This is a genomic window from Ferdinandcohnia sp. SAFN-114 (assembly GCF_059415045.1).
This window is the reverse complement of the sequence record NZ_JBPFDQ010000049.1, coordinates 16,140-41,942: the sequence shown is the minus strand read 5'-3', so window position 1 is coordinate 41,942 and position 25,803 is coordinate 16,140. Positions and strand designations below refer to the sequence as shown.

Here is a 25,803-nt window from a genome sequence, read left to right as displayed (position 1 = left end):
AATGTCACAATACTTATCTCAAGTATTGCCATTTTGGAGGTGTTTTATATTGTCTCACTATTTTAGGTTAGTCCAAACCCAACTCAATGGCTTGATTCCTCTTTCTCTCGTTGCTCTCTTTGTTCTTTCGTGTAAATCACTCTCATCGGGTTGCCACCAACAAAGCTGCCTGCTGGAACATCTCTGTGGACCAATGTACCCGCTGATACGATTGCTCCATCACCGATTTCCACACCTGGCAAAATCGTTGAATTAGCCCCAATCATTACCTCGTTGCCAATTTTAACGTCACCCAATCTGTATTCTTTAATCAAGTATTCATGGGCTAGTATTGTGGTATTAAAGCCAATGACGGTGTTGCTTCCAACACTGATTTTCTCAGGAAACATTGTATCCGGTACTACCATCAGTGCAAATGCTGTTTTTTCCCCTACCTTCATTCTTAAAAAAGTGCGATATAGCCAATTTTTCACGCCAAGAAATGGCGTATAGCGCGCGATCTGTATGACGATAAAGTTTTTAACAACCTTCCAAAAGGATACGGTCTTATAAATTTGCCAAAGTGAATTGGGTCCTGAAACAAAATATCGTGTGGTTCGTCGTTTCACAATTTTTTCATCCTTTAACAATCAAATGCGCCTTGGCGTATTTGCGCCCGATTTTTTTCGAGCTTGCTCGAAAAATCACCTCTGAAAATCGTGGCATGCCGGAGGCTTTAACTTTATTCAGTGATGGTTTGTACCCTCAACTGAATTGTAAACTCCTTTATATTTATCCCACTAAAGAAGTAGGTTACTCCTGAATATAGTTAAACTAAATCCAGTAAGTCACTCATGTTTTCAAGCATATAATCAGGGTTGTATTCCAATAAGAAGTCTTTTCCTTTATGAGACCAGGCAACTCCAGCAGTCTTTGTGCCCGCATTTCTACCAGCTACAATATCCTGATAATTGTCGCCAACCATAATGGCTTCTTCCGGTGTTGAATTTAACATTTTCAATGCTAACAGCACTGGTTCAGGATCTGGTTTTGGATTAGTCACATCATCCAATGTCACCACGACATCAAAGAATTGGTCTAGCTGTGTTAGTTGTAATCCCATGTTAACCGTTTTTCGAACTTTTGTTGTAACAACTCCAATTTTATAACCTTTATCTTTAAGAGTCTTAATGGTGTCAAATACCCCTGGGAATTCGGTAACTAGTTCATCATGTTTTTCATGATTAAATTTTCGATATTCAGCAATCATTTCTTCTGCACGATCCGGGTCTACAGATGAAAAAGATTCATGTAAAGTAGGACCATTGAACGGCAAAATATCCTCTCTGCTATAGTTGCGATCTGGAAAGTATTTTCCAAAGGTGTGTAAAAAGGATTGCAAGATCAGTTCATTCGTATCGATTAACGTTCCATCTAAATCAAATAGTAGTGTATTAATTGCCATAAATAACTTCCTTTCTATTATTTTGCTCGACGCGTTTCCAGATAAAAGCGATAACCATTGTTAGTATAATTGCAGTAATGAGTCGGATTAACAATAGCGGTAAAACCGGAATGCCTAAGGGGATAAAGATAAGCGTATCCTCCACAACAGCGTGACAGGATACTAAGAAAATTAATGCTAAGGTTACATCTTTCTTACTTACATTATCCTCTTTTACCGCCTGAATCATTACACCTGCTCCTAACGCTAGACCGAACAAAATACCTGCAGCCAAGGTTGTTGATGTATTTTCCTTCATTCCGAGTGCCTTTGTGACAGGCGTCATCCACTTTGAAAATACATCCAACCATTTTAAATCCTTTAATATTTGAATAACAACCATCAATGGAATGACAATAAGAGCCAATTGCAGAATCCCAAATGTAGCTTTTTCAATACCATTTAAAACAATAGCACCCCAGCCTGAAATTTGTTCATCAGTCGTAGAAACTAGTCCATATTTTGCTAGCTCACTTCCACCTTTCCAAACTAGATTAATGACAAAGGCAGAAATGAATGCGAGTCCCAGTCTAACTGTTACAATCACCCAAATCTTCATACCTACTTTTGCAGCAACAGTCGATTCGATAATCATATTATGCGAGAATGATAGCATGACAGCTAAAATAAACACTTCTTTTACGGTCAAATCTAGTGTTAAGATCGCTCCAATCCCTGCATAAAGGTTTAAAAAGTTACCTAATACAAGTGGTATTGCGGCATCACCTGACAGACCAAACCAGCCCATGATTGGGGCAATCCACTTAATCACCCAATCTAGCACCGGTGTATATTGCAACATCGTGACAAGTAGGGTAACAGGGAAAATTACCTTCCCTAATGTCCAAGTAGTTTTTAATCCTACTATAAAGCCTCTCTTGATCGTATCTAGCAAGTTTCCCCTCTCCCTTTTACTAAATTTAGTTCTCTAAATAACGCTCGTTCGAATGACCTTTTATTCTTCGATAAATAAGTACGATAATTGCTCCCACAATCGATAACACTGAAATCAGCTGTGCCACTCGAATATCCCCAAGCATTAAGCTATCTGTCCGTAAGCCTTCTACGAATAAGCGGCCAATAGAATACCAGATGACGTATGTAAGAAACATTTCTCCACGTCTTAGGTTAACCCTTCGAAGCATTAGTAATAAAACAAAACCTACAAGGCTCCAAATTGATTCATACAAAAAGGTTGGATGGTAGTACGTTCCTTGGATATACATTTGGTCCATGATAAAGTCAGGTAGCACATTATAGAAGGTTTGTATCTGTTCCTCAGCAATGGGTCCCCCATGTGCTTCTTGGTTCATAAAGTTTCCCCAACGGCCAATAGCTTGACCTAAGATAATACTTGGTGCCGCGATGTCTGCAATCTTCCAAAATGACAAGCCTTTTACTCTTGCAAATACAATTGCAGTCACAACTGAACCGATTAACGCACCATGAATGGCAATTCCACCTTCCCAAATTGCAATGATTTTGGAAGGATTTTGTGAGTAATAATCCCATTTAAAAATAACGTAATATATTCTTGCACAGATGATAGCAATTGGTACCGCGAACAGCATAAGGTCCATGAAAGTATCTTTGTGCATACCTCTGCGTTCTGATTCTTTAATGGCAAGGTAAAGGGCTAGCATGGTCCCTAGCCCGATGATTAATCCATACCATTGAATGCGTAACGCGCCAAATTCTAAAAATGTTGGGTCTAATGGTTGAATGTTTCGGTCCACTATCTCATCTCCCTAATTTATTGATTTTTTTATATGTCATCGTGCTCCCTAAATTCAATTGTATGTGAAAGACGATTTGAGAAATCCTCTGCAGCATTCAAACCCATACGTTTAAGACGGTAATTCATCGCTGCCACTTCAATGATGACAGCTAAGTTTCGCCCAGGACGAACTGGAATTGTGTATTTTGTTAATTCAGTATCGATGATTTTCATTTTTTCTTCTTCAAGTCCAAGTCGGTCATATTGTTTTGTCTGATCCCAAAGTTCTAGATTGACCACAAGCGTAATCCGTTTATAATTTCGAATTGCACCTGCTCCGAATAAGGTCATGACGTTGATGATTCCAAGACCACGAATTTCAAGGAGATGCTCAATAAGCTCAGGTGCGCTTCCAATAAGTGTATCATCATCTTCTTGACGAATTTCTACACAATCATCTGCAACAAGTCGGTGTCCGCGTTTGACAAGTTCAAGCGCTGTTTCACTTTTACCCACACCACTCTTACCAATGATTAGCACCCCTACTCCGTATATATCCACTAGAACACCATGGACAGCTGTTGTTGGAGCAAGCTTACTTTCTAAAAAGTTTGTAATTCTACTTGATAGTCTTGTTGTCTTCATTTGTGCTTTGATCACCGGAACAGATTCACGCTCGGAGGCTTCAATCAGTTCTGGTGGAACTTCTAAATCACGCGAAATAATAATTGCAGGAGTGATATCAGTACAAAGCTTTTCCATACGGTATCTTTTTTCTTCAGTAGACAATTTATCAAAGAACGTCAGCTCAGTTTTTCCTAATAGCTGGACTCGCTCTGAAGGATAGTAATCAAAAAATCCTGCTAGTTCAATACCTGGTCTAGATATATCACTTGTTGTTATCGGGCGATTCACTCCTTCTTCCCCACTCACCAATTCTAATTTGAACTTTTCGATTAAATCTTTTGTGCTAACTTTTGGCACATCTGTTCCTCCTTGATTGTGATTCATGTAGTTTTTAGTTGTTACTGCGTATTTTTAAAGCCCTCTCATTTTTTGCTTAAAAAGACTGTATTTTTTAAAATTAAATTTTTCAAACTCATTCTCCTATTTTAGCATTTTTCTGTGTAAGGCCAAAACTTTTCTGATTTAAATTGCAGAAGAATGTAGGGGAGTTGTGTTTTAAGAGGTGGATTGGGAGAATTAGCTTCTGTTTTCTTGTGGGTGAGAAGGTCTCAGAGACAGATTAAACGGTGAACTCATCTAATTTGTCTTCGAGAGACGGCCTCAGAGACGTTTGAACGGTGAACTCAGTTAATTTGTCTTCGAGAGACGGCCTCAGAGACAGATTGAACGGTGAACTCATTTAATTTGTCTTTGAAAGACGGCCTCAAAGACAGTTTGAACGGTGAACTCAGTTAATTTGTCTTCGAGGGACGGCCTCAGAGACAGATTACCAAACTAACTCTTTGGTTTTGTCCGCGAGAGGCAGTCTCAACGACAGATTGCATGGAGAACTCTTATATTTGTCTTTGACTATTTTCATTTTACCAGTGAATAAACATTTGTATCATGCGCAACACCGTTTTGGTACATATAGTTCCTTAAGATACCTTCTTTTTCGAATCCAAGTTTTTTTAACAATTCATTTGATGCTGCGTTTTCAAGAAACACTATGGCACCAATGCGAGTTAAGCCTAGATTGTCAAAACCGTAAGAGATTACTTTTTTAACAGCCTCCGTTGCGTATCCTTTTCGCCAGTATTGGGGCTGTAGCTCATAGCCAATTTCTGCTCGCATATGCTTGGGAGACCAGGCGTTAAATCCTATGGTTCCAATGAGTTCATTGGTTTCTTTTAATTCAATTCCCCATCTTACTCCACGTTTTTCTCTATAGTTTTTTGCAAAGAATTCAACAAACTGCTCTGCTTGTTCTAATTTGGTTAGTGGATCTTGTCCGTAATAACGCGTGACATCATTGTTTGAAAAACAGGTGAATATTGCTTCGGCATCGCTAAGTACGATCTCTCTTAATCTAAGTCGTTCGGTTTCTAGTATTGGAAACATGCTTGTACTCCCTTCTCTCCTTTGACTATATGTTCAATAAAAAGCAGCGTAATCCTCCTTGGACTACGCTGCTAGTAAAGTATTATTTCTTCTTTTTCTCCTGAAGCGGTTCGACGATTACTTTTTGTATGAGTAAATTTAGAATCGAGATAATAACTGCTGCTAGTAATGCTGTGCCGAATCCCTCGATTATAAAGGAGTCACCCATTAAGGACTGTGTCAGCATTAAAGTAAGTGCATTGATCACAAATAAAAATAAACCTAATGAGAGTACTGTAACAGGTAAAGTTAAAACGATGAGAATGGGTTTTACGATTACATTTAAAATCGATAGGATTACGCTTGCTGTGACAGCGGCGCCTACGCCTTCAAGATGAAACGTATCGACATATCCTGCTACAACCATTAGTACGATGCTATTAACAATTATGCTAGCAATCCATCTCATTATCTATAGACATCTCCTTCATTTGGTACAATAAACAACCAAACGAGATAAATAATCCCTAATGAACCGACGCCTAAAATGAATCCGACTACAGCAAGTATACGTAATAATGACGCATCGATTCCTGTATAATCCGCGAGGCCTCCAAGCACTCCTCCTAGCATTCTATTTCTAGTGGAGCGGTATAATTTCTTTTTCATTGTCAACACCTCAAAGTAGTTTTATCCCGCATTAACTGGTAGTAAGACCCCCACTACAAGTTTATAGGGATAACCAACAAGTATTTTTTTGGGGGCAAACTGCCAGTAAAAGCCCGAATCAATGTACAAAGACTAAGAGCGACACATCCTGTGTCAACGTCTTTGTGACCCACTTCGTGTGGCCTCAACTAACATTCAGTAGGGGATGAAGACCCCCTTACTGAATGAAGTTTCACTTTATCGTAATAGAGCCTGTTTTCGTCTCAGCAAAGAGATGTAGCTTTGGCACTTTCTCTTCATTTGCTTTAAACCGTAGAGACTTCTGAACAACTTCATTTTTCTCTTCAATGATTGACATCATTGGAAGCTCTGACTTGAAGCTGCCGAGATTTGATTTTAATTCACCGTCAACTTGATAGTCATTTGCGACAAACACATCAATGCTCCCAGTGGTTGTTTTTACATACGCAGTGTGGCAGTTATCTCCTTGAATGTCGCAAGTGATGTTTCCGTTAAAGCTTTGGAGGTCAACTTTCTCAAAACGTCCAGTTGCTGTGACAGTCCCATTTAATGTTTCCGCTTCAAAGTCTTTACTTGTGATTTGATTTGCTTTAATGTGACCATTTGCTGTTTCTATTTCGACCGATTCTGTATCAAAATTCGAAATGGTGATTGCACCATTTGCTGTTTTTGCACGGAAATCCTTTACTCGTAAATTTTCCCCAGTTATCGGTCCGTTAAACATGCGTGTCTTAATACTTTCATAATTTTCCTGAGGAACATATATTTTTGCATGAACCTTCATTTGCTTTTTCTGGATTGATAGGCGAAGTGCACCGTTTTCGATGGAGAAAAGAACATCCTCTAAAAATGCTTTGCGTGCACGTTCCTGGTTATCAATATTATATACTTTTGCTTCACATTCAACGCGGACATCCTTCTCTTCCCACGGAATAATTGTGATACTTCCATTCGAAACGTCTAGGTCAAGCTTGGTAATATATACGTCCTTATGCTGAAAAATATGTTTCACTTCTACTGCATTACCAAAATTAAAATCGAGATCGAGGTCTTTAATTTTTTTCAGAGCAGTGTCGATAAAGTCCATAAATTTGTGTTTCGCAGAGCCCTTGCTTTGATATGAATGTTGGTGTTGCTGCTGGGATTGCTCATACTGGACTTGAGTCGAAAGCTCTGTCTTGATTTCCTGTGCTGGATCTTGGGACTGGCTCTCCTCGCCAGAATGGAGTTTTTCAATTAGAACGATTGCTTCCTCAGCTGTCAGTTTTCCCTCTTCAACTAGTTTTAAAATACGTTTTTGTTCTTCTTTCATGGTTCCTTCCTCCCTTAAAGTTCTTCTTGAGCTAATACTTGAATTCCTTTTACAATGTTCCAAATCACAATTCCGACGTTAATGATCGCTAATAGGATGAACACTAGCACCATAGTAGCTACAAATGCTTCCACAGACCATATAAAGAAAAACGGAATAATGATAAAAACGATTGTTGCTACTGGAATAATATGTGAGATTAACGCATGCAAGGCATGCCTTTTTACTACTGGATTTTGAACTATGATATAAACAACGAGTGGTAAAATAAACCCCGCAAAGAAAACACTGAAGTAACACAACGCTGCAATTAATTTGTCGGTATTCACTCTTCATCTCCCCTTTATACCTCTATATACGATAACGAGATATAATTGGTTTCAAGATTTTATAAAAATAAGCCTGGAGTCTTAGATAACAAAGGGAGCCACCTTGATATATCGATGAAAGAATCGGGTGAAATTCTCCTGACTCAAAAAAATCCAGGGGTCACCCCACTGGATTTAATGCTTAGGCTTACTTTCTAAAAGTCCCTTAAAGTTTTCGCGGTAATGCCATGCTAATATTCCTTCAAATACTGTGATAATAATAGCCAATGGAAGCAACTCTGAATCTACAAAGATATGAAATGTTAAAATATTGACTATCAAACCTGCTAAAACAACCAAAGCTAACGGAACATACCTATGAATAATCAGTAAAACACCAGTGATGATTTCAACACCTTTTTCCAATGCTAGAAAATAGCCATCTCCCAAAAATTCCATCGCAGCAGGGCTTGTTGGTGCAAATGGCTCAAATCCAAATAATACAGCATACCCATTTAACCCTGCTCCTAAAAATATGGTCCCCAACAGAATTTCAATAAAGCGAATGGTGATTTTCATCATAATCCCCTTTGTATAGTTATTAAATAGCCAATTTCAAATGATTACCTTAAAGACCCTTACAGTAATATTTACGGTATTACACTTCTGTTAGAACTAAGAAGGGTGAACTTCGATTTACTTTTTGTCTAACTCCCTTGCAAGAATCGATTGGCGAAACCCCTTTTGGCGAATGAATTCTTTCATTTCTTCTGTGCTCATGTAGGAAAGGCGGATATGATAATAATTAATGTATTCAACCATAGCAAATCCGTATAAGAAAAGGTACCAATATAGTCCTTTAGAAAAAGTAGCTTGGTAGACTAGGAAAGGTAAACCCACTACAAGTAATACCAGATTACTTTTCTTAAAAAAACGAAAACGGGTTAGATAACTTTCAGGTAGAGAAGAACTTTTGCCTTGTTTGACCCGTTTCCACTTCAAGTACCAATAATAACTACCTTGAAATAAAATGTATTCCAACATACAGAATGCAAATAGATGTGGAATAGTGATTAAATAATTAGCAGACCATTCAAAAGTTGGAATATATAGTAACCAGAGGACCGCAAATAGAATGGCAGCTGATAATTCTCCTGTCCAAAGGCTAAATAGTTTTTTCTGAGCTCTTGCTTTCATGTGTATCAACTCCACCTATTAATTAAGAATCTATTAGTAGAGTACCATAATTTTCCTCCTAGAGTATGTTTTCATTTAAAAAATCCCGTTCTGCTTCTATTCGCAAAACGGGATTCTACATTTATTTAGAAACTGTCTCTTTTTCTTTGATTAGTTCTTTCATACGCTGACGATCGCGTTCAAGGACTGGTTTTAGATAGCGTCCAGTGTGGGATGCTTTGATTTTTGTAATTTCTTCTGGTGTACCTGTTCCATTGATAGTACCGCCTTTGTCTCCACCTTCAGGGCCGAGGTCAATAATGTAGTCCGCGGCTTTAATTACATCGAGGTTATGTTCAATGACGAGGACTGTGTCCCCATTTTCAACTAATCGCTGTAAGACCTTAAGCAATCTTGAAATGTCATCTACATGTAGGCCAGTTGTTGGCTCGTCTAATATATAAAACGACTTGCCAGTTGAGCGACGATGTAATTCAGATGCAAGCTTCACGCGTTGTGCTTCTCCACCAGATAGAGTTGTTGCGGGCTGTCCTAGTTTAACATAGCCTAGACCAACATCATATAAGGTTTCAATTTTCCGCTTGATACGTGGTATGTTTTCGAAAAAGGATAGTGCATCCTCAACAGTCATATTTAATATATCTGAAATGTTTTTGTCCTTGTATTTAACTTCTAATGTTTCACGATTATAGCGTTTCCCATGACATACCTCACAAGGTACATAAACATCTGGCAGGAAGTGCATTTCGATCTTAATAATTCCATCACCACGGCAGGCTTCACAGCGTCCGCCTTTAACATTGAAACTAAAACGGCCCTTCTTATAACCTCTTACCTTTGCTTCATTTGTATTAGCGAACAGATCACGAATATCATCAAAGACGCCTGTGTATGTAGCTGGATTTGAGCGAGGTGTTCGTCCAATTGGCGACTGATCAATGTCGATTACTTTTTCTAATTGTTCAATCCCTTTAACTTCCTTGTGTTCACCAGGTTTTGTTTTGGCTCGATTCAGTTTTTGTGCCAATGATTTGTGGAGAATTTCATTCACCAAAGTACTCTTACCTGATCCTGATACACCTGTAACAGCAATGAACAGACCAAGTGGAAACTTAGCTGATACATTTTTTAGGTTATTTTCCTTTGCACCGATAACCTCTACATATCGTCCATCTGGCTGTCTTCTTTCGCTTGGAAGTGGGATGAACTTTTTACCCGAGAGGTATTGTCCCGTTAAGGAATCCGGGTCTTCCATTACTTCTTTAGGAGTTCCCGCAGCGATAACCTCTCCCCCATGAATTCCAGCACCCGGTCCGATGTCGATTAGATAATCAGCAGCTAACATCGTATCTTCATCGTGCTCAACAACTATTAATGTATTCCCAATATCTCTCATTGTCCTTAATGTATCAATCAGTCGGTCATTATCTCGTTGATGTAATCCTATTGACGGCTCGTCCAAAATATAGAGAACACCGGTTAAACGCGAACCGATTTGAGTAGCTAGTCGAATCCGTTGAGCCTCACCACCTGATAAGGTACCTGCGGCACGACTTAGAGTTAGATAATCCAATCCAACATTGACGAGAAAACCGAGTCGTTCTTTGATTTCACGAAAAATAAGGTTCGCGATTTTCATATCTTTTTCAGATAGCTCAATAGTAGTGAAGAAATCAAAAGCCTCATTAATAGAAAAGTCTGTAACATGAGAAATATGTTTTCCTGAGATTAAAACAGCCAGACTTTCCTTTTTCAATCGATATCCTTTACATGTAGGGCAAGCCCGCTCAGCCATATACTTTTCCATTTGTTCCCGGATATAATCGGAGCTTGTTTCATTGTAACGTCTTTCTACATTTCGAAGGACACCCTCAAAAACGATATTATTTTCACGTTTCTGACCAAAGTCATTCTCATAATAGAAGTAGATTTCCTCCCCATCACTTCCATAAAGGATTTTATCCATCAAATGCTTCGGGATATCCTTAACAGGAATATCCATATCAATCCCGTAATGATTACAAACTGATTCAAGTAATTGTGGGTAATATTGAGAACTTGTTGGCTCCCATGGTGCAATTGCATGCTTTCGAAGTGATAAATCCCAGTTCGGAATCACGAGATCTGGATCGACTTCAAGCTTATTGCCTAAACCATCACAATCGGGACATGCACCGAAAGGGCTATTAAAAGAAAACATTCTTGGTTCAAGTTCCCCAATCGAAAAACCACAAATTGGACATGAATGAAGCTCACTAAACAAGAGTTCCTCTTCCCCAATCACATCAATAATTACTTTACCTCCGCCTAATCGAAGGGCAGCCTCAAGGGAATCAGATAGTCTTGCCATTACACCTTCTTTAACTACAATTCGGTCAATGACAACCTCAATTGAATGTTTTTTATTCTTTTCCAGCTCGATGTCATCTGATAGCTCAAGCATTTCACCGTCGACACGAATTCTGACATAACCTTGTTTTTTTATATCCTCTAAAACTTTCACATGGGCACCCTTACGACCTGATACAACAGGCGCGAGTACCTGCAGTTTTGTCCGTTCTGGGTATTCTAAAATACGATCCACCATCTGCTCAACGGTTTGTGATGTAATTTCGATTCCATGGTTAGGACAAACCGGTTTTCCTACTCGAGCATATAATAAACGCAAATAATCGTAAATCTCTGTTACCGTTCCAACAGTTGACCTTGGATTCCGACTTGTTGTTTTTTGGTCAATCGAAATCGCAGGTGAAAGACCCTCAATTGAATCCACATCGGGTTTATCCATTTGGCCTAAAAATTGACGTGCGTATGCAGAAAGTGACTCGACATAGCGCCGTTGTCCTTCTGCATAAATGGTGTCAAATGCAAGGGAAGATTTTCCTGAACCAGATAGACCAGTCACGACAACTAGTTGATCTCTCGGAATCGTAACATCTATATTTTTTAAGTTATGGGCCCTTGCTCCTTTGACGACTATTTTATCCAATGCCATGTTTGTGTCATCCTTCCGCTTTTAACTCCAAAATTAAATCACGTAATTCAGCTGCTCGTTCAAAATTAAGTGCTTTTGCAGCTTCCTTCATTTCATTTTCCATTTCAGCAATTACTTGATCGCGTTCCTTCTTCGATAATCCAGTTAACTTAGGTACTGTTTCATAGGTTTCTGTATCTTCAGCTGCAGTTGTAGCACGAATGACATCGCGAATATCTTTTTTAATAGTCTGTGGCGTAATACCATGCTTTTTGTTATATTCCTCTTGCATTTCACGACGACGTTTTGTTTCATTAATCGCAATTTCCATTGAGTTCGTTATCTTATCTGCATACATGATTACTCTACCATTCGCATTTCGAGCGGCACGACCAATAGTTTGAATGAGTGAGCGTTCCGAACGCAGGAACCCTTCCTTATCAGCATCCAGAATGGCAACAAGTGAGACTTCAGGAATATCCAGTCCTTCACGAAGCAGGTTAATCCCTACTAGTACATCATGTTTACCCATACGTAGATCACGAATAATTTCAATCCGCTCTAGTGTTTTTATTTCTGAATGCAAATAGGTTACCTTAATCCCAACGTCCTTCAAGTAATCTGTTAAATCCTCAGACATTTTTTTCGTTAAGGTAGTAATCAAAACTCGTTCATTTTTGTTTACACGGTCTTGGATTTCACCTAATAAATCATCAATTTGACCTTGAATTGGTCGAACTTCAATAATTGGATCAAGTAATCCAGTTGGACGAATAATTTGTTCAACCATTTCGTCTGTATGCTCGATTTCGTAAGGTCCAGGTGTAGCAGAGACGTTAATGATTTGATTGATATGCTTTTCGAACTCCTCAAAACGCAAAGGGCGGTTATCCAATGCTGATGGAAGACGGAAGCCGTGATCAACCAGTACTTGTTTCCTTGCCTGGTCACCATTAAACATGCCTCGAATCTGAGGCAATGTAACGTGCGATTCATCAACGACAATTAACAAATCCTCTGGAAAATAATCCATTAAAGTATAAGGTGTTGAACCTGGCGGGCGTAAGGTTAGATGACGTGAATAGTTCTCAATACCTGAACAAAAGCCCATTTCACGCATCATTTCAAGATCATAATTTGTCCGTTGTTCAAGACGTTGTGCTTGTAATAATTGACCATCTTCACGAAGTTCAGCTAAACGTTCTTCTAGCTCTGCCTCAATATTTTTGATCGCAATTTGCATTTTTTCTTCACGGGTTACGAAGTGGGATGCCGGGAATATCGCAACATGCTCACGTTCACCCAGTATTTCACCAGTTAAGGCATCAACCTCACGAATCCGATCAATTTCATCACCAAAAAACTCCACGCGAATACAGTGCTCATCACGTGAGGCGGGGAAAATTTCAACAACATCCCCTCTTACACGGAAGGTTCCGCGACGAAAGTCAATATCATTTCGTTCATATTGAACATCGACTAATTTGCGTAAAAGCTCATTTCTCTCGATTTCCATTCCCGTTCTTAATGAAACAACAAGTTCCCTATATTCCTCAGGAGAACCCAAGCCATAAATACAAGATACACTGGCAATAATGATGACATCGCGTCGTTCAAAAAGTGAAGATGTTGCAGAGTGTCGTAATTTATCAATTTCATCATTCACACTTGAGTCCTTTTCGATATATGTATCAGATGATGGAACATATGCCTCTGGTTGGAAGTAGTCATAATAACTAACAAAATATTCAACAGCGTTATTTGGAAAGAACTCTTTAAACTCACTATAAAGCTGACCTGCCAATGTTTTATTGTGGGCAATGATAAGTGTCGGTCGATTTACTTCCTTGATCACATTCGAAATCGTAAACGTTTTTCCTGTACCCGTAGCACCTAATAATGTTTGAATTTTTTTGCCAGCTTTGATTCCATCAACAAGCTGTTGGATTGCTCGTGGTTGGTCACCCTGTGGTGAATACTTTGAAACTAACTCAAATTGATCCTTCATTTACGTTCCTCCCATCCATTCTTTTGTTTTTATGTAATTTTCCACTGACTTTTTCTCGATAGAAATATTGTACCACAAACTGACCTAAAACAAACAAAAATACGAACTGATATTCGATTTTTTATTTATTGAAATATAGTTTCTAAGAAAATATAACATACTATAATTTGGTAAATAGGTTTACTTTGAAGGAGATTTATATGATAAAAGGTGATCCTTTATTTAATTTTTTTTATTCATTGAGGGGCAAATAGAAGTGTCGAGATTAAATAAAAGCATTTTTCAGTGTAGAGAAGTTTGATAAAAATCGAAGGAGTTTCAAAGACGAAAGTCCTTCATCATCTCGATGAAGGACTTTATTTTCCCGCTCTCTTTCCCATATTTCTCGCATACATGAATCCTGCTCCCAACGAAAGAATATCCGCAGCGATGATAATCGCAGAATCGGCATATCCTTTATAAATAGACGCAACGATAAGGGCAACCGCTAGTAAAAACCCCACATAATGGTTATAGGTCACTCTTGTAAAGAAAACGACGAGTACACCAGGAAGGATGAGCGCCAGCAATAGTTTTAATAGCATTAAATTCGTATCCTTTCAATTTCATATCTTCAATATAGCAAATCAAATTAAGGAATTCACGTGATTACTCCTGCTATTTAAACAATTCCGGATAGAATCCTTTAGCCAATGTTTCAACTGCATACGCCATACGGTTTCCTGGTAATACACTCTCTAATGAAATAACGACAAACTTTTCATTTTTAACACTTTCAAGTTGTGAAAGTGCTGGGTCATTTTTGATATCCTTTATTTTTTGCTCAATCGAAGGAGCGTCATAATCGTGAATCAGAATGACATCTGGCTGCCTTGCAAGTACTTCTTCGTAGCTAACTGTGGTCCATTGTTTGTCTGTGATATCTTTAAAAACATTTCTACCGCCTGCTAGCTCTATTAATAACGTTTCAAAGTTTGTTCCACCCGCGGTGAAAATGCCATTCCCCCCACTATCATATACTAGTACATCAATCGGCTCATGATCGGCCAGTTTCTCCTTTACACTAGTAATTCGTGCCTTTTGTTCTTCAAGAAATGACTCCGCTCGATTTTCGATGTCAAAGATCTTACCGATATCACGTATTTCCTGATAAATCTCGTCCATTGTTGTGGCTTTATTCATATATACGTTGATTCCATAGCTTTCAAGCTCATCCATGTCTAGACCTTCACTACCAAATTCCCAATCAATGCCGTAAATAAAATCTGCCCCACTCGTTATCACAGCTTCCCTTGTTGCAGATCCGTACGTAAGCTCTGGAATCTTCTCATAATCGTCCTTGTATTCAGGCAAAGCACCGCGGCTATGATTGTCCAAGCTGTTTCCAATTATATAATCAGAGAGTCCTAATGCAATAAATAATTCGGTTGCATTCGGTCCTAGGGTTAATACTTTCGAAGGTTTCTCAGTAAATTCTATTTCTCTCCCATAGTTATTAATGACTAGAGCTTCTTTAGATTTGGTAACGGAGCCGTTCTCTGTATTAGAGCCACATCCTGTTAATACCAAAACAAGAATCCCAGCCAATAGCAAAACTACTTTTTTCATTTAATTATCTCCTTCTAACAAACTGACAGGTAAATAGGTAATCGTCACTTTTTTCGTAGTTGGATGAATCGCTACATCAGACCTGACCCCGTAGATTTCGTATATCGATTGAGACGTTAATACTTCTTCAGGCGTCCCTGCCATCAAAATACGCCCATCCTTAACAACATAAAGTCGGTCGCAATATAGAGCAGCAAGGTTTAAATCATGGATGGCGGATAATACTGTTACACCTAGCCCTTTAATCAAATCAAAAATTTGTAGCTGGTGTTGGATATCCAAGTGGTTTGTTGGTTCATCTAATAATAATAGATCCGTTTGCTGCGCAAGCACTCTACCTAGTAAGACACGCTGCTTTTCTCCGCCTGATAGATTGATATAGTTACGTTTCTCCATAACAGACATACCAATTTGCTCAATCGCATTTGCAACAATTTCTTTATCTTTTTTACTGTCACCATCAAAAAATCCTTTGTATGGGCTTCGTCCCATTGCGACGATTTCTTCAACTTTAAAGTCAAATGGGATCACATTTTCTTGTCCAACAACACCGATTTTTTTGGCAACTGCTTTAGGGTTCATTTTATATACATTCTCTCCATCTAAAAAAACCACACCGGAATCAGGCTTAAGTCCACGATACAGGTTTTTTAAGAGAGTCGATTTCCCACTTCCGTTTGGTCCGATGATTCCGACAAATTCACCTTTAGAAACATACAAATTCATATCTTCAATAATCTGTTTTTCATTCAATGAAAAATTCAAATTCTCAACCAGTAGTTTCAATTTTTCACCTACTTCTTTGTTTTTAATAACCAAATAAAGAATGGCCCTCCTATTAATGCGGTTAATATCCCAATTGGCAATTCTTCAGGTGCGATCACCATTCTAGCGGCGACATCTGTCCACACGACAAAAATTCCACCTAGTAAGGCACTTACAGGAAGAACACGTTTATGATCTGAACCAACAAGAAGTCTTGTGATATGCGGAACCATTAAACCGATAAATCCGATTGAGCCACTCACCGCTATCGTGACACCAGCTAAAAGCGAGGCAACAAGGATCAACAGTTTATGTAATCTCCCCACATTAAAGCCTAATGTTCCCGCTGTTTCGTCACCGAAAAGCAAGGCATTGAGAGCACGATATTGGCTCATTAAAACAATCATACAAATCACTGCCACTATAAGAGGTAGCGTTAAATAACCCCATTTTGCTCCTGCCAAGCTTCCTGACATCCAAAAGGTGGCATTATGTAAGCCTAATGCATTCGGAGCACTTAGCGTAATCGTTCTTGTCAATGCATCCATCATCAGTGCGATGGCGACACCTGAAAGCAAGAGATGAGTAACATTGATTCTTCCGTTCACCCTTGAAAGGGTATAGACTAAAATGATCGTCACAGCAGCGCCAATAAACGCACTGATGGAAAGTGAATAAGTACCAAAAATCGAAAAGGCACCAAATAACATACCTAAAGTTGCTGTTGCAGATGCACCTGATGAAACACCGAGAATGAATGGGTCTGCAAGATGGTTACGTACCAATGCCTGCATAACTACACCTGTTATCGCTAATGAAGCACCTACAATCATTCCTAATAACACTCTTGGTAAGCGCAAGCCCCAAACAATATTAAACTCAACCTGTGTCCAGTTATTTTCAATAGTAAGAAAGGGAAGTTTGGAGAAAAGTATTTCGATGACCGTGAGCGGATGAACAGAGACTGGCCCTATACCGATTGAGAAGAGGATAGAAAGAGTGCTTATTATCAACAGTAGTATTGTAATAATCTTCATATTCGGTTCATCTTGATTGATGATCTTTTGAATATAATTCCTTTTCATACCAATTCCTTTCTAAATAAACATGAACGCCCAGAAGTTTCCTGAGCGTTTTGAGTCATGTTTTTACACACCTTTATAGTCATTGCTTTCATAGAGGTCGATGAGTTCAACGTCCTTGTTTTTATCTTGGAAATACCGATACGTAAAGTCGTTTTCAAATAACACGACATATCGGTCGTTACGGTCCCGGACAAGTAGACTTCTTGAATCAAATAAACGAGTATCTACATCTTTATTTCCAATCCATCTTGGGATTCTGTTTCCAAGTGAAGTGAACTCAACAGAGACATTATATTCTCCCTCTAATCGATATTCAAACACATCATATTGAAGTTGACCAACCGCACCAAGAATGAACTCATCACTTGATTCCTGTCTGAATAATTGAATTGCCCCTTCTTGAACGAGCTGTTCAATACCTTTTCTAAATTGCTTTGCCTTCATTACGTTCTTCACACGAACCTTACGATACATTTCAGGTGGGAACACAGGTAGTTCCTGATAATGCATATCTTCTTTACCTGCTGTAAGTGTATCACCGATTTGGTAGACATTTGGATCATAAATCCCTATAATATCGCCAGGATAAGCCTCATCTACTGTTTCCCGACTTGCTGCCATAAACTGCTGAGTTTGATTGAGCTTGATCGATTTTCCTGTACGAGTAATATTGACACTCATTCCACGTTCAAACTTCCCTGAGCAGACGCGAAGGAATGCAATTCGGTCGCGGTGCTTCGTGTTCATGTTTGCTTGGATTTTGAAAATATAACCTGAGAACGTTTCGTCCTCTGGTGGAATTAAGCCAAGATTTGTTTTACGTGGCTTCGGTTCTGAAGCAAATTGTAAAAATGTATTAAAAAACGTTTCTACCCCAAAGTTTGCGAGCGCACTACCAAAGAATACGGGCGTAAGTTCACCTTTGGCTACACGTTCCACATCAAAATCATTTCCTGCTTCATCTAATAAAAGTAACTCATCTTGTGTACTTTCATAAATCGGATTATCTGTAATTTCAGGATGCTTACCGTCCTCAAGCTCCTGTAATGAAATAATTTTTTCATCTTCATTTCCAGTAAAATGTACAAATTGATTGTTGTAACGGTCTACAATCCCTAAGAATCGTTTCCCCATTCCAACTGGCCAATTCATCGGATAAGACTCAATACCAAGGACCTCTTCAATTTCGGCTAAGAGTTCAAGTGGATCTTTTCCTTCACGGTCAAGCTTATTGATGAATGTAAAAATTGGAATGCCTCTCATACGACAAACTTTAAATAGCTTAATCGTTTGTGGCTCGACACCTTTCGTGGAGTCGATGATCATCACAACACTGTCCACAGCTGTTAACGTACGATAGGTGTCCTCACTGAAGTCCTCGTGTCCTGGTGTATCAAGAATATTGACATAAAAGTTTTGGTATGGAAAACTCATCACACTTGATGTAACTGAAATCCCACGTTGCTTTTCAATCTCCATCCAGTCTGACGCAGCAAATTTTCCTGACTTTTTTCCTTTTACCGTACCTGTTTCACGAATTACATTACCAAAATATAATAATTTCTCAGTCATCGTCGTTTTACCGGCATCCGGGTGGGAGATGATGGCAAACGTTCTTCGTTTTTGAACTTCATCTATATAGCTCATGTAAATTATCCTTCCGTTATCGCAGATTGTTCGAAAGTTCAAAAAGTCCGGTGAAAATGACACTGCGAATTTCTTTGTTGGCTTGTTTTTACGCTCCTTGGAAAGGAAAAACACCTTTCCGGAATGCGAAGAGATTCACTGAAGCAATTACTTATGCTTACGTATAACCACAAACGCTCCGCTCCTCAAAACTGCGCCGCCTCGAAATTCGTGGTCCTTTTCATCCTCTTTTTGAACACGTAATTGTATCTAAAAAAATATATCACAATTAAAAAGGAACTACAACGAGAATTGATTCCAATTCCGCATAGCAAAGGTTCGAAAATAAAGCGATTCTGTGATTTAAATCACAGAATCCTATTTAGGTTCGCACTATACTAAAGATAGAAATAGAAAAAACTATAATGAGGTGAGAGTTACATGTTTGTAGCATATTTTCTTGTTTTTAGTCTTATTCTAGTTTGTGTCGGTTTTGCAATGCAAATTATGAAAGGTGTAAAAGAAATAGATAACAATTCACTGGATCAATAATGTAGAAAAAGAAAATGGGAGAACTAGTTCAACTAGTATCTCCCATTTTTTCGTCATCAAATAAAGGAACCCTTCCATTCTATAGCAACCCGGCCACCATAGAGTTATCCTCCTTAGGCCCGTGGCTTTGCGTCATTGTCTTTCAACAATTTTGCCTTTTGTATAGTTTGGTTTTTATCAATGATGTATTTATTTCACTGCTTTATTCATACGCTGGTATTTACGTTGGATGCTAATTGGGCTACGGTTTAGTCTTTTCCCAATATCGGAAAACGGAGTACCTGTTGCCACAAGCTCAATCATAGAGTTAATTTCTACTGTAGTCCACGCCCGGTAATTGACCCTCTTTTGCTTTGAACGCTCTCCTTCCACCCAACATGGTTCAGGAACGATTGCATTTTTTTCAATTTTTGAAAAGTCAATTCGGCTTTTGTTCCTCTTTGCCCAATCCCAAAAATCCTCGGGTTTAATAAAGTAAAATTTTCGAGTATTTCGTGTTGCTTTTTTTGTGTACCTTAGTCCATGGTTATCAATCCATAGCTTTACAGACTTTGGATCAATTTTTAATAGAGTTGCCAATTCGTGCATAGTCAATTGACCAGTAAAGGATTTCGTGTTCGAAAGCCCTAATCTTTTAATCTTTAACTCAACTGCCGTTTCCGTCCTACGAAGGTGATTGGCAATGGTAGAGATTTTCATACGGCCTACATTATCCTTCAAAAACTCTATTTCTTCATATGTCCATGTTCTCTTCTTCAAATCAAAAATCCCCTTTTCATTCTTAATAGCACTAAGAATGAAAGGCCTTTTGATGACATACTCTTATCATATCATACTATTGAACTAAAAACACACTGACATTTTTATTTTCACTAGAATTGTCAAGTGCTTTTTATACTTTTATAGTATACAAGTTGAATGTGCATCTTCCGGATAGTAGCTACTTATTTTTGAAGCATAAGCTTCATCGCATGAATTTGGCCTAAATGGTAGGCAATATGGAAGAGTGCTAAGTTCGTTATTTCACCAAAGGTTTCCAGCCCAAGAAAGGGTTGTTTCAGCCTTTCTTCCAAACGTTCAACAGGAATTTGCTGTATTCTAGTTACCTGTTTGGTAAATTGATTTACAAGATCTGTTTTTGAGGGAATATCTTCATTCCAATCTGCAGGACTAGTTCCTTTAGCAAATAGGTTTATGTAATTTTCCGGTAGAGAAGTAGATTTCTTCGGATAACCAAACATGAACTGCTCATTGACCGTAACGAGATGACCTACATGCCAAAGAATTGTATTATTAAAACCCTCCGGTTGAATATTAATTATGTCGTCTGTTATATCCTCTAGTTCGCCAAGGAAACGACCTTTTAATACTTCAAATTGCTTCAATAAATAGTGACTCATTGTAAACCCCTCCTAGTTTTTAAGTGGTAGTAATCTATATGGCATTTGATGTTATTTGAGACCAGATTATTGCCTTATTAAGTCATCTGTATTCATTTTTCTTTTGAAAGCATTTTAAAAAATGCGTGATGCTTAGGTAATAGTTAGTAACATGCATAATTCCTATGGTCTAGAGCGTTTGCATATATATTTAAATTTTCTGTCAACAACCAATACACGCTGTCGTTTCCCGGGAAATGGTGTCGGCAATAGAAAAAAATGTCGGAGAGTTTCCCTCAGCAAATAGACCCAAATCTGATTCGATTTGGGCCCTTTATGTCAATTATTCAATTCCAGTCGTATTGCTTGTTAAAGTTAATGATGCTGTTTCGAGCTTTCCACCTCGGTAGAAGGTTAATTCAATTTGATCACCTATTTTTACTTTTGAATATAAATATTTGCGAAGGTCCATCGAACTTTTAACTTCGGTATCATTGATTTTCACAATGACGTCGGTCATTTTCAAACCAGCTTTTTCTGCTGCAGAATTTTGAGCAACACTTGTAACTATGACGCCTTCCTTAACATCATTCGGAAGGTCAGCGTAATACATTCTTGGAACTTCAGCAAGGTCAGCTAAACCAATGCCGATAAATGGACGATCAATTTTACCATTATCAATCAGACTGTTAATAATCGGAACAACATCATTACTTGGTATCGCAAAGCCTAATCCTTCTACCCCGCTGTTCGCAATCTTTAAGCTATTAATTCCAATCACTTGTCCTTGTGTATTTAAAAGAGCACCACCACTGTTACCAGGGTTAATGGCTGCATCAGTCTGAATAACGTTTAATTCCCAACTACCTGCAGAGGTATCAACAGAAATACTTCGGTCTTTCGCACTTACAATTCCTGAGGTAACTGTTCTTGATAAATCAAGTCCAAGTGGGTTCCCAATCGCAAATACCTGGTCACCAGGTCTTAGTGTCCCAGAATCACCAAATGGAAGAACCGCTTCGATATGTTTTGAATCTATTTCTAAAACGGCTAAATCGGTTAATGGATCTGTACCAATCAACTTAGCCATTGTTTTTTCACCATTATGAAGAGAGATTTCTACCTCATTTGCATTTTCGATAACATGGTTATTCGTTACAATATAAGCTTTATCTCCATCTTTTTGAAAAATAACTCCAGAGCCAGTACCGCTAGGAATATTTTGTGAGTTGCTTCGGTTAAAAGGATTTTGTTGGGATTGCATACTTGTAATTCCCACGATTCCTTTTGATGCTTCTTCCACCATATCAGCGATAGAAGAAGCCGAGTCAGATACCGCGGTTGGTTGGATTTTAACTGGTCCAGACGCTTCAATAACCTCAGAGTTCTGCTCTGTTGCAGGTGACTCTGAATTGAAATATCCCTGGAGACCGTCAATATGTGGTGCAACTCCAAGCGTTAATGCTGAACCAAGGACACCTGCAGACACCATTGATAAAAAGCTTTTCATTTTTGAGTTTGACTTTTTCTCTTTTGGTCTTGATGCACGAAGTGTCGATTCTTCGCTGACCGCTGATTGCTGTACAGTTTCAGTTTGAGCGTGTTCAATTTGTGTTGCTTCTAAGTCATTGTGTTCTACCTCTGGTTTGATATCCTCTTTTTCCTGTTCGGACTGAATCTCTGTAGAATAACTTTCCTTATTATCTAGGTTGTTAGATTGATCATCTGTATGTTTAAATTCATCAAAACGTTTTTCGTTTTCCATTATGAATTCCTCCTTGACTTACTCCTTATTTATATCATAGTCAAAAATTATGAACAAAATATTAACAAACCTTGAAAAGAAGTGGAAATATAAGCGAAAATCCACCATTATTATGATGGATTACGTTAATGGAAATCGAATTTCAAACTTGGTTCCTTTTCCTTTATCACTCGTGACCTTAATCTTACCATTATGAAGCTGGACCAACTGTTTTACGATAGAAAGTCCTAGGCCGAATTGACCAAACAATGTACCCGTTCGTGAGACATCCGCTTTGTAAAAACGATGCCATATATTTTCTATTTCCGATGGGTCAATCCCGACACCCGTATCTTCAATTTCGATAATTGTTTCATGTTCTCCTACTTTTCCACGAATCCAAATAACTCCATTATCAGTAAACTGGATACTGTTTTTTGTGATATTAATTAGTATTTGTATTAAACGATCGTAATCTGCTGTAATCATTAAATCGTTAGGAACATCAATCATGATTTGATCATTTTTTTCTTCTGCTTGTGGTTCAAGTGTATCTTTAACAATCTCAAACACTTCAATTAATTCGATTGTTTCCTTTTGAAGCGTAACCTGGTTGGAGCGAATTTTTTCATAATCCAGATTTTCATTCACAAGACGAATAAGACGCTTTGTTTCCTGACTTACCAATTGAACGCCTTTTGCCTTTTCCTCATCTGGTATCAAGTCATTACTTAACCCCTCAATCACCCCGCTAATGGTTGTGAGCGGAGTCCGCAATTCATGGGAAACATCGGCCATAAATTTCCTCCTTCTGCTTTCAAGGCTTTCAATTTCCTCCATTGATTGTTGCAAGCGCTGCGCCATTTCATTAAAATCTTTCGACAACTCACCAATCTCATCAAAATCAGATGAAGGCAATTTAATGGAATAATCTCCAGCAGAAATCATTGAGGTCGCTTTCCTTAAACGTCTGATACGCTTTACATGAACCGTCGACAAAATCCAACTCATTAATAGAGCAACAGCCAATGCTAAAAACATCGTATAAAATAAATACTGGTTAATATCATGAATCATTTCCTGTGTCCCACTGATTGGTGACGCAAGCAGAACACCGCCGACAAAAGTTTGACCAACCATATATGGCATGACAATAAATGTCACTTCTTGCTCAAATCGCTTGTAATCCTGTTTGACTGACACGATATGCCCACTTCGGACCTTGTCCCATTCCTTCTTTTTCAACTCCACTTGCGGTACAAATCCACTGGCTGTACTTAGACTTACTCCATTTTCATCAAATACAGTAAATAAAATATTTCTCTCACCAAGCATGTTTGAGTATTGACGAATTAATGAATCGACATTAGATGTACGACTAATATCAGAAATGATGTTTTCACCATAAGTGGTCAGTTCTTCGACCTTTTCTTCGAAGACGAGGTTCCCAACGTAATGTGCGAACACAATACTTAAGATTACAAAAGCAACCACAATCACACTTATGTGACTAACAAGCTGTTGAAACATGTAGCGAAATTTCATTTGTCTTCCTCAACAGTCTCATCAAATTTATAGCCAACACCCCATACGGTATGGAAAAATGGCTGATTTGTAGTACCTAATTTTTTGCGGAGCCTCTTTATATGTACGTCGACCGTGCGCTCATCTCCGTAAAATTGGTAACCCCATACGCGATCTAATAATTGTTCTCTAGAAAATACCTGTTTCGGATGCTGCGCAAAATAATACAATAAATCAAATTCCTTAGGCGTTAAATTCGTGATTGATTTCCCATTCAGAATAACTTCCCTTGTAATTTTATTTATTTTAAAATGTTCTGTTTGAAGGGTCCCCATCTCTACGTTCTCTGAAGGCTTACTATTGTAGCGTCTTGTTACCGCCTTTATTCGTGCCATTAACGCAAGTGGGCTAAATGGCTTTGTGACATAGTCGTCTGCCCCCATCTCTAGGCCTAGTACCTGATCAGATTCACTATCCTTTGCGGTGAGCATAATAATTGGAACTGTGCTTTTTTCTTCACGAATTTTCCGGCAAATGGTAACCCCATCCATACTAGGAAGCATCCAGTCAACAATGATTAAATCCCAATTCTCCTCTTTAAATCGGTTATAGCCCTCTTGTCCATCATGGACAAACTCACCTTGAATACCTTCCTTTGAAAAAAACATTTCTATCATCGAGCAAACACTCTCATTATCTTCTATAACAAGAACTCTCATATCTCCAACTCCTAATAAAAAACCGTAGATACTTTTATTTTACAATATAAATGCCTTTTATTAAAAGAAGGGGCCTCCATTGTTGGATGCGCCCCCCTTAAGATTTCTATACTCTCATTTCCCCATGCTCAATTGATGATTTTTCAATTTGAATAGTGGTATGTTCGATTTTGAATTTATCACGTATTTTATCAATGGATTGCTGTAAGATTTCCTGGCTGTCATGGTCGTCTTTGATTAATATATGACAAGTGAGAGAGTCGATGCCTGATGTGATCGTCCAGATGTGAAGATCATGAACATCTATCACTCCTTCAATTTCTTCTAGGGTGGCTTTCACTTCTTTTTGATCAATCGTAATCGGCGTACCTTCCATTAAAATATGAATTGAGTGTGTTAACACACCCCAGGCACTTTTTAAAATTAAGATTGCCACAATTACAGAAATAATAGGGTCCGCTATATACCATTCAAACAACAGCATCAAGAGTCCGGCGATTATGGCACCCACTGATCCAAGTGCATCTCCAAGAACATGAAGGTATGCGCTCCTCAGATTCACGTTATTTTTTACATCGCCTTTACTAATCAATGACCAAGCACTTAGTATATTCGCGAAAAGACCAATACCAGCAATGATCATCATCGTCCCACTGGCCACAGTCGGAGGTTCGAAAAATCGTTGAACCGCCTCATAAATGATAAAGCCTGCAATGACAAACAATGTAACTGCATTAAATAGAGCGGCTAAAATCTCAAATCGGTAAAACCCATAGGTTTTCTTCGGAGATGCAGGTCGGGTAGCAAACCAAAATGCGACTAAGCTTAACGCTAATGAACTTGCATCACTTAGCATATGACCTGAATCCGATAGTAAAGCTAGACTGTTTGTAATAAGACCACCGAAAAATTCCAGCAGCATGATTCCCGTCGTAATGACCAAAGCGATGAGTAAGCCCTTTTTGTTGCCCTCTCTAACTTCATCAAAATGATGATGATGATGGTGACCATGATGGTCGTGTCCGTGATGATGGTGATGGTGGTGATGTCCCATCAATTTCCCCTC

General features: G+C 38.5%; 25 protein-coding genes and 1 riboswitch. All 25 genes read right to left on the bottom strand.

Going from position 1 to position 25,803, the window contains the following annotated elements:
- Window positions 1-83: 83 nt before the first annotated feature.
- Entirely contained in the window at window positions 84-608 is a 525-nt protein-coding gene (locus tag ACR65M_RS16155) for an acyltransferase (RefSeq protein ID WP_440273808.1), read from the bottom strand.
- A gap of 200 nt (window positions 609-808) precedes the next feature.
- Entirely contained in the window at window positions 809-1,444 is a 636-nt protein-coding gene (gene ppaX / locus ACR65M_RS16150) for a pyrophosphatase PpaX (protein ID WP_341330345.1), read from the bottom strand.
- Window positions 1,434-2,378: a nucleoside recognition domain-containing protein gene (locus ACR65M_RS16145; protein WP_121446346.1), complete on the bottom strand. Its 945-nt coding sequence runs from the start codon at window positions 2,376-2,378 to the stop codon at window positions 1,434-1,436. The genes ppaX and ACR65M_RS16145 overlap by 11 nt, the downstream gene beginning before the upstream one ends.
- Window positions 2,379-2,403: 25 nt before the next feature.
- On the bottom strand, window positions 2,404-3,219 hold the full coding sequence (gene lgt, locus ACR65M_RS16140; protein WP_341330343.1) for a prolipoprotein diacylglyceryl transferase: 816 nt from the start codon (window positions 3,217-3,219) through the stop codon (window positions 2,404-2,406).
- 29 nt (window positions 3,220-3,248) lie between these two features.
- Window positions 3,249-4,184, bottom strand: coding sequence for an HPr(Ser) kinase/phosphatase (gene hprK / locus ACR65M_RS16135; protein ID WP_341330342.1), 936 nt, complete (start codon window positions 4,182-4,184; stop codon window positions 3,249-3,251).
- 558 nt (window positions 4,185-4,742) lie between these two features.
- Complete coding sequence (locus ACR65M_RS16130; protein ID WP_440273807.1) at window positions 4,743-5,267, bottom strand: GNAT family N-acetyltransferase; 525 nt, start codon at window positions 5,265-5,267, stop codon at window positions 4,743-4,745.
- An 82-nt stretch (window positions 5,268-5,349) separates the two neighbouring features.
- Window positions 5,350-5,715, bottom strand: coding sequence for a phage holin family protein (locus tag ACR65M_RS16125; protein WP_440273806.1), 366 nt, complete (start codon window positions 5,713-5,715; stop codon window positions 5,350-5,352).
- The gene (locus ACR65M_RS16120; RefSeq protein WP_099352489.1) at window positions 5,715-5,915 is read right to left on the bottom strand and encodes a PspC domain-containing protein; all 201 of its coding nucleotides are present in this window, start codon (window positions 5,913-5,915) and stop codon (window positions 5,715-5,717) included. The genes ACR65M_RS16125 and ACR65M_RS16120 overlap by 1 nt, the downstream gene beginning before the upstream one ends.
- Before the next feature lie 232 nt (window positions 5,916-6,147).
- Entirely contained in the window at window positions 6,148-7,248 is a 1,101-nt protein-coding gene (locus ACR65M_RS16115) for a DUF4097 family beta strand repeat-containing protein (RefSeq protein ID WP_341330336.1), read from the bottom strand.
- A gap of 14 nt (window positions 7,249-7,262) precedes the next feature.
- Entirely contained in the window at window positions 7,263-7,577 is a 315-nt protein-coding gene (locus ACR65M_RS16110; protein ID WP_121446353.1) for a magnetosome magnetite crystal formation protein family, read from the bottom strand.
- Window positions 7,578-7,751: 174 nt separating this feature from the next.
- Window positions 7,752-8,135 (bottom strand): hypothetical protein, encoded by a 384-nt coding sequence (locus ACR65M_RS16105; protein WP_440273805.1) that lies wholly within the window; start codon window positions 8,133-8,135, stop codon window positions 7,752-7,754.
- A 117-nt stretch (window positions 8,136-8,252) separates the two neighbouring features.
- The gene (locus ACR65M_RS16100) at window positions 8,253-8,753 is read right to left on the bottom strand and encodes a hypothetical protein (RefSeq protein ID WP_440273804.1); all 501 of its coding nucleotides are present in this window, start codon (window positions 8,751-8,753) and stop codon (window positions 8,253-8,255) included.
- A gap of 121 nt (window positions 8,754-8,874) precedes the next feature.
- Window positions 8,875-11,748: an excinuclease ABC subunit UvrA gene (gene uvrA / locus ACR65M_RS16095; RefSeq protein ID WP_341330333.1), complete on the bottom strand. Its 2,874-nt coding sequence runs from the start codon at window positions 11,746-11,748 to the stop codon at window positions 8,875-8,877.
- A 7-nt stretch (window positions 11,749-11,755) separates the two neighbouring features.
- Window positions 11,756-13,735 (bottom strand): excinuclease ABC subunit UvrB, encoded by a 1,980-nt coding sequence (uvrB, locus tag ACR65M_RS16090; protein ID WP_440273803.1) that lies wholly within the window; start codon window positions 13,733-13,735, stop codon window positions 11,756-11,758.
- Between the two features lie 356 nt (window positions 13,736-14,091).
- Complete coding sequence (locus ACR65M_RS16085; protein ID WP_121446357.1) at window positions 14,092-14,319, bottom strand: DUF2198 family protein; 228 nt, start codon at window positions 14,317-14,319, stop codon at window positions 14,092-14,094.
- Window positions 14,320-14,392: 73 nt separating this feature from the next.
- Window positions 14,393-15,343, bottom strand: a complete 951-nt coding sequence (locus ACR65M_RS16080) for an ABC transporter substrate-binding protein (RefSeq protein ID WP_440273802.1) — start codon at window positions 15,341-15,343, stop codon at window positions 14,393-14,395.
- Window positions 15,344-16,162, bottom strand: a complete 819-nt coding sequence (locus ACR65M_RS16075; protein WP_341330329.1) for an ABC transporter ATP-binding protein — start codon at window positions 16,160-16,162, stop codon at window positions 15,344-15,346. It lies immediately after the preceding gene.
- Window positions 16,138-17,193 (bottom strand): FecCD family ABC transporter permease, encoded by a 1,056-nt coding sequence (locus ACR65M_RS16070; protein ID WP_440273801.1) that lies wholly within the window; start codon window positions 17,191-17,193, stop codon window positions 16,138-16,140. Before ACR65M_RS16070 ends, ACR65M_RS16075 begins: the two co-directional genes overlap by 25 nt.
- A gap of 63 nt (window positions 17,194-17,256) precedes the next feature.
- The gene (locus ACR65M_RS16065; protein WP_341330327.1) at window positions 17,257-18,840 is read right to left on the bottom strand and encodes a peptide chain release factor 3; all 1,584 of its coding nucleotides are present in this window, start codon (window positions 18,838-18,840) and stop codon (window positions 17,257-17,259) included.
- 611 nt (window positions 18,841-19,451) lie between these two features.
- Window positions 19,452-19,537, bottom strand: a riboswitch (cyclic di-GMP riboswitch).
- Window positions 19,538-19,560: 23 nt separating this feature from the next.
- Complete coding sequence (locus ACR65M_RS16060) at window positions 19,561-20,130, bottom strand: DNA-binding protein (RefSeq protein WP_440273800.1); 570 nt, start codon at window positions 20,128-20,130, stop codon at window positions 19,561-19,563.
- A 185-nt stretch (window positions 20,131-20,315) separates the two neighbouring features.
- Window positions 20,316-20,771 carry a DinB family protein gene (locus ACR65M_RS16055; protein ID WP_440273799.1) on the bottom strand — a complete coding sequence of 152 codons (456 nt, stop codon included), beginning with the start codon at window positions 20,769-20,771 and terminating at the stop codon, window positions 20,316-20,318.
- A gap of 322 nt (window positions 20,772-21,093) precedes the next feature.
- On the bottom strand, window positions 21,094-22,515 hold the full coding sequence (locus tag ACR65M_RS16050; protein ID WP_440273798.1) for a S1C family serine protease: 1,422 nt from the start codon (window positions 22,513-22,515) through the stop codon (window positions 21,094-21,096).
- Between the two features lie 120 nt (window positions 22,516-22,635).
- A complete protein-coding gene (locus ACR65M_RS16045; RefSeq protein ID WP_440273797.1) occupies window positions 22,636-24,039 on the bottom strand; it encodes a sensor histidine kinase in 1,404 nt (467 codons plus the stop codon).
- Window positions 24,036-24,737, bottom strand: coding sequence for a winged helix-turn-helix domain-containing protein (locus ACR65M_RS16040; RefSeq protein ID WP_440273796.1), 702 nt, complete (start codon window positions 24,735-24,737; stop codon window positions 24,036-24,038). Before ACR65M_RS16040 ends, ACR65M_RS16045 begins: the two co-directional genes overlap by 4 nt.
- A gap of 106 nt (window positions 24,738-24,843) precedes the next feature.
- A complete protein-coding gene (locus ACR65M_RS16035; RefSeq protein WP_440273795.1) occupies window positions 24,844-25,791 on the bottom strand; it encodes a cation diffusion facilitator family transporter in 948 nt (315 codons plus the stop codon).
- Between the last annotated feature and the right edge of the window lie 12 nt (window positions 25,792-25,803).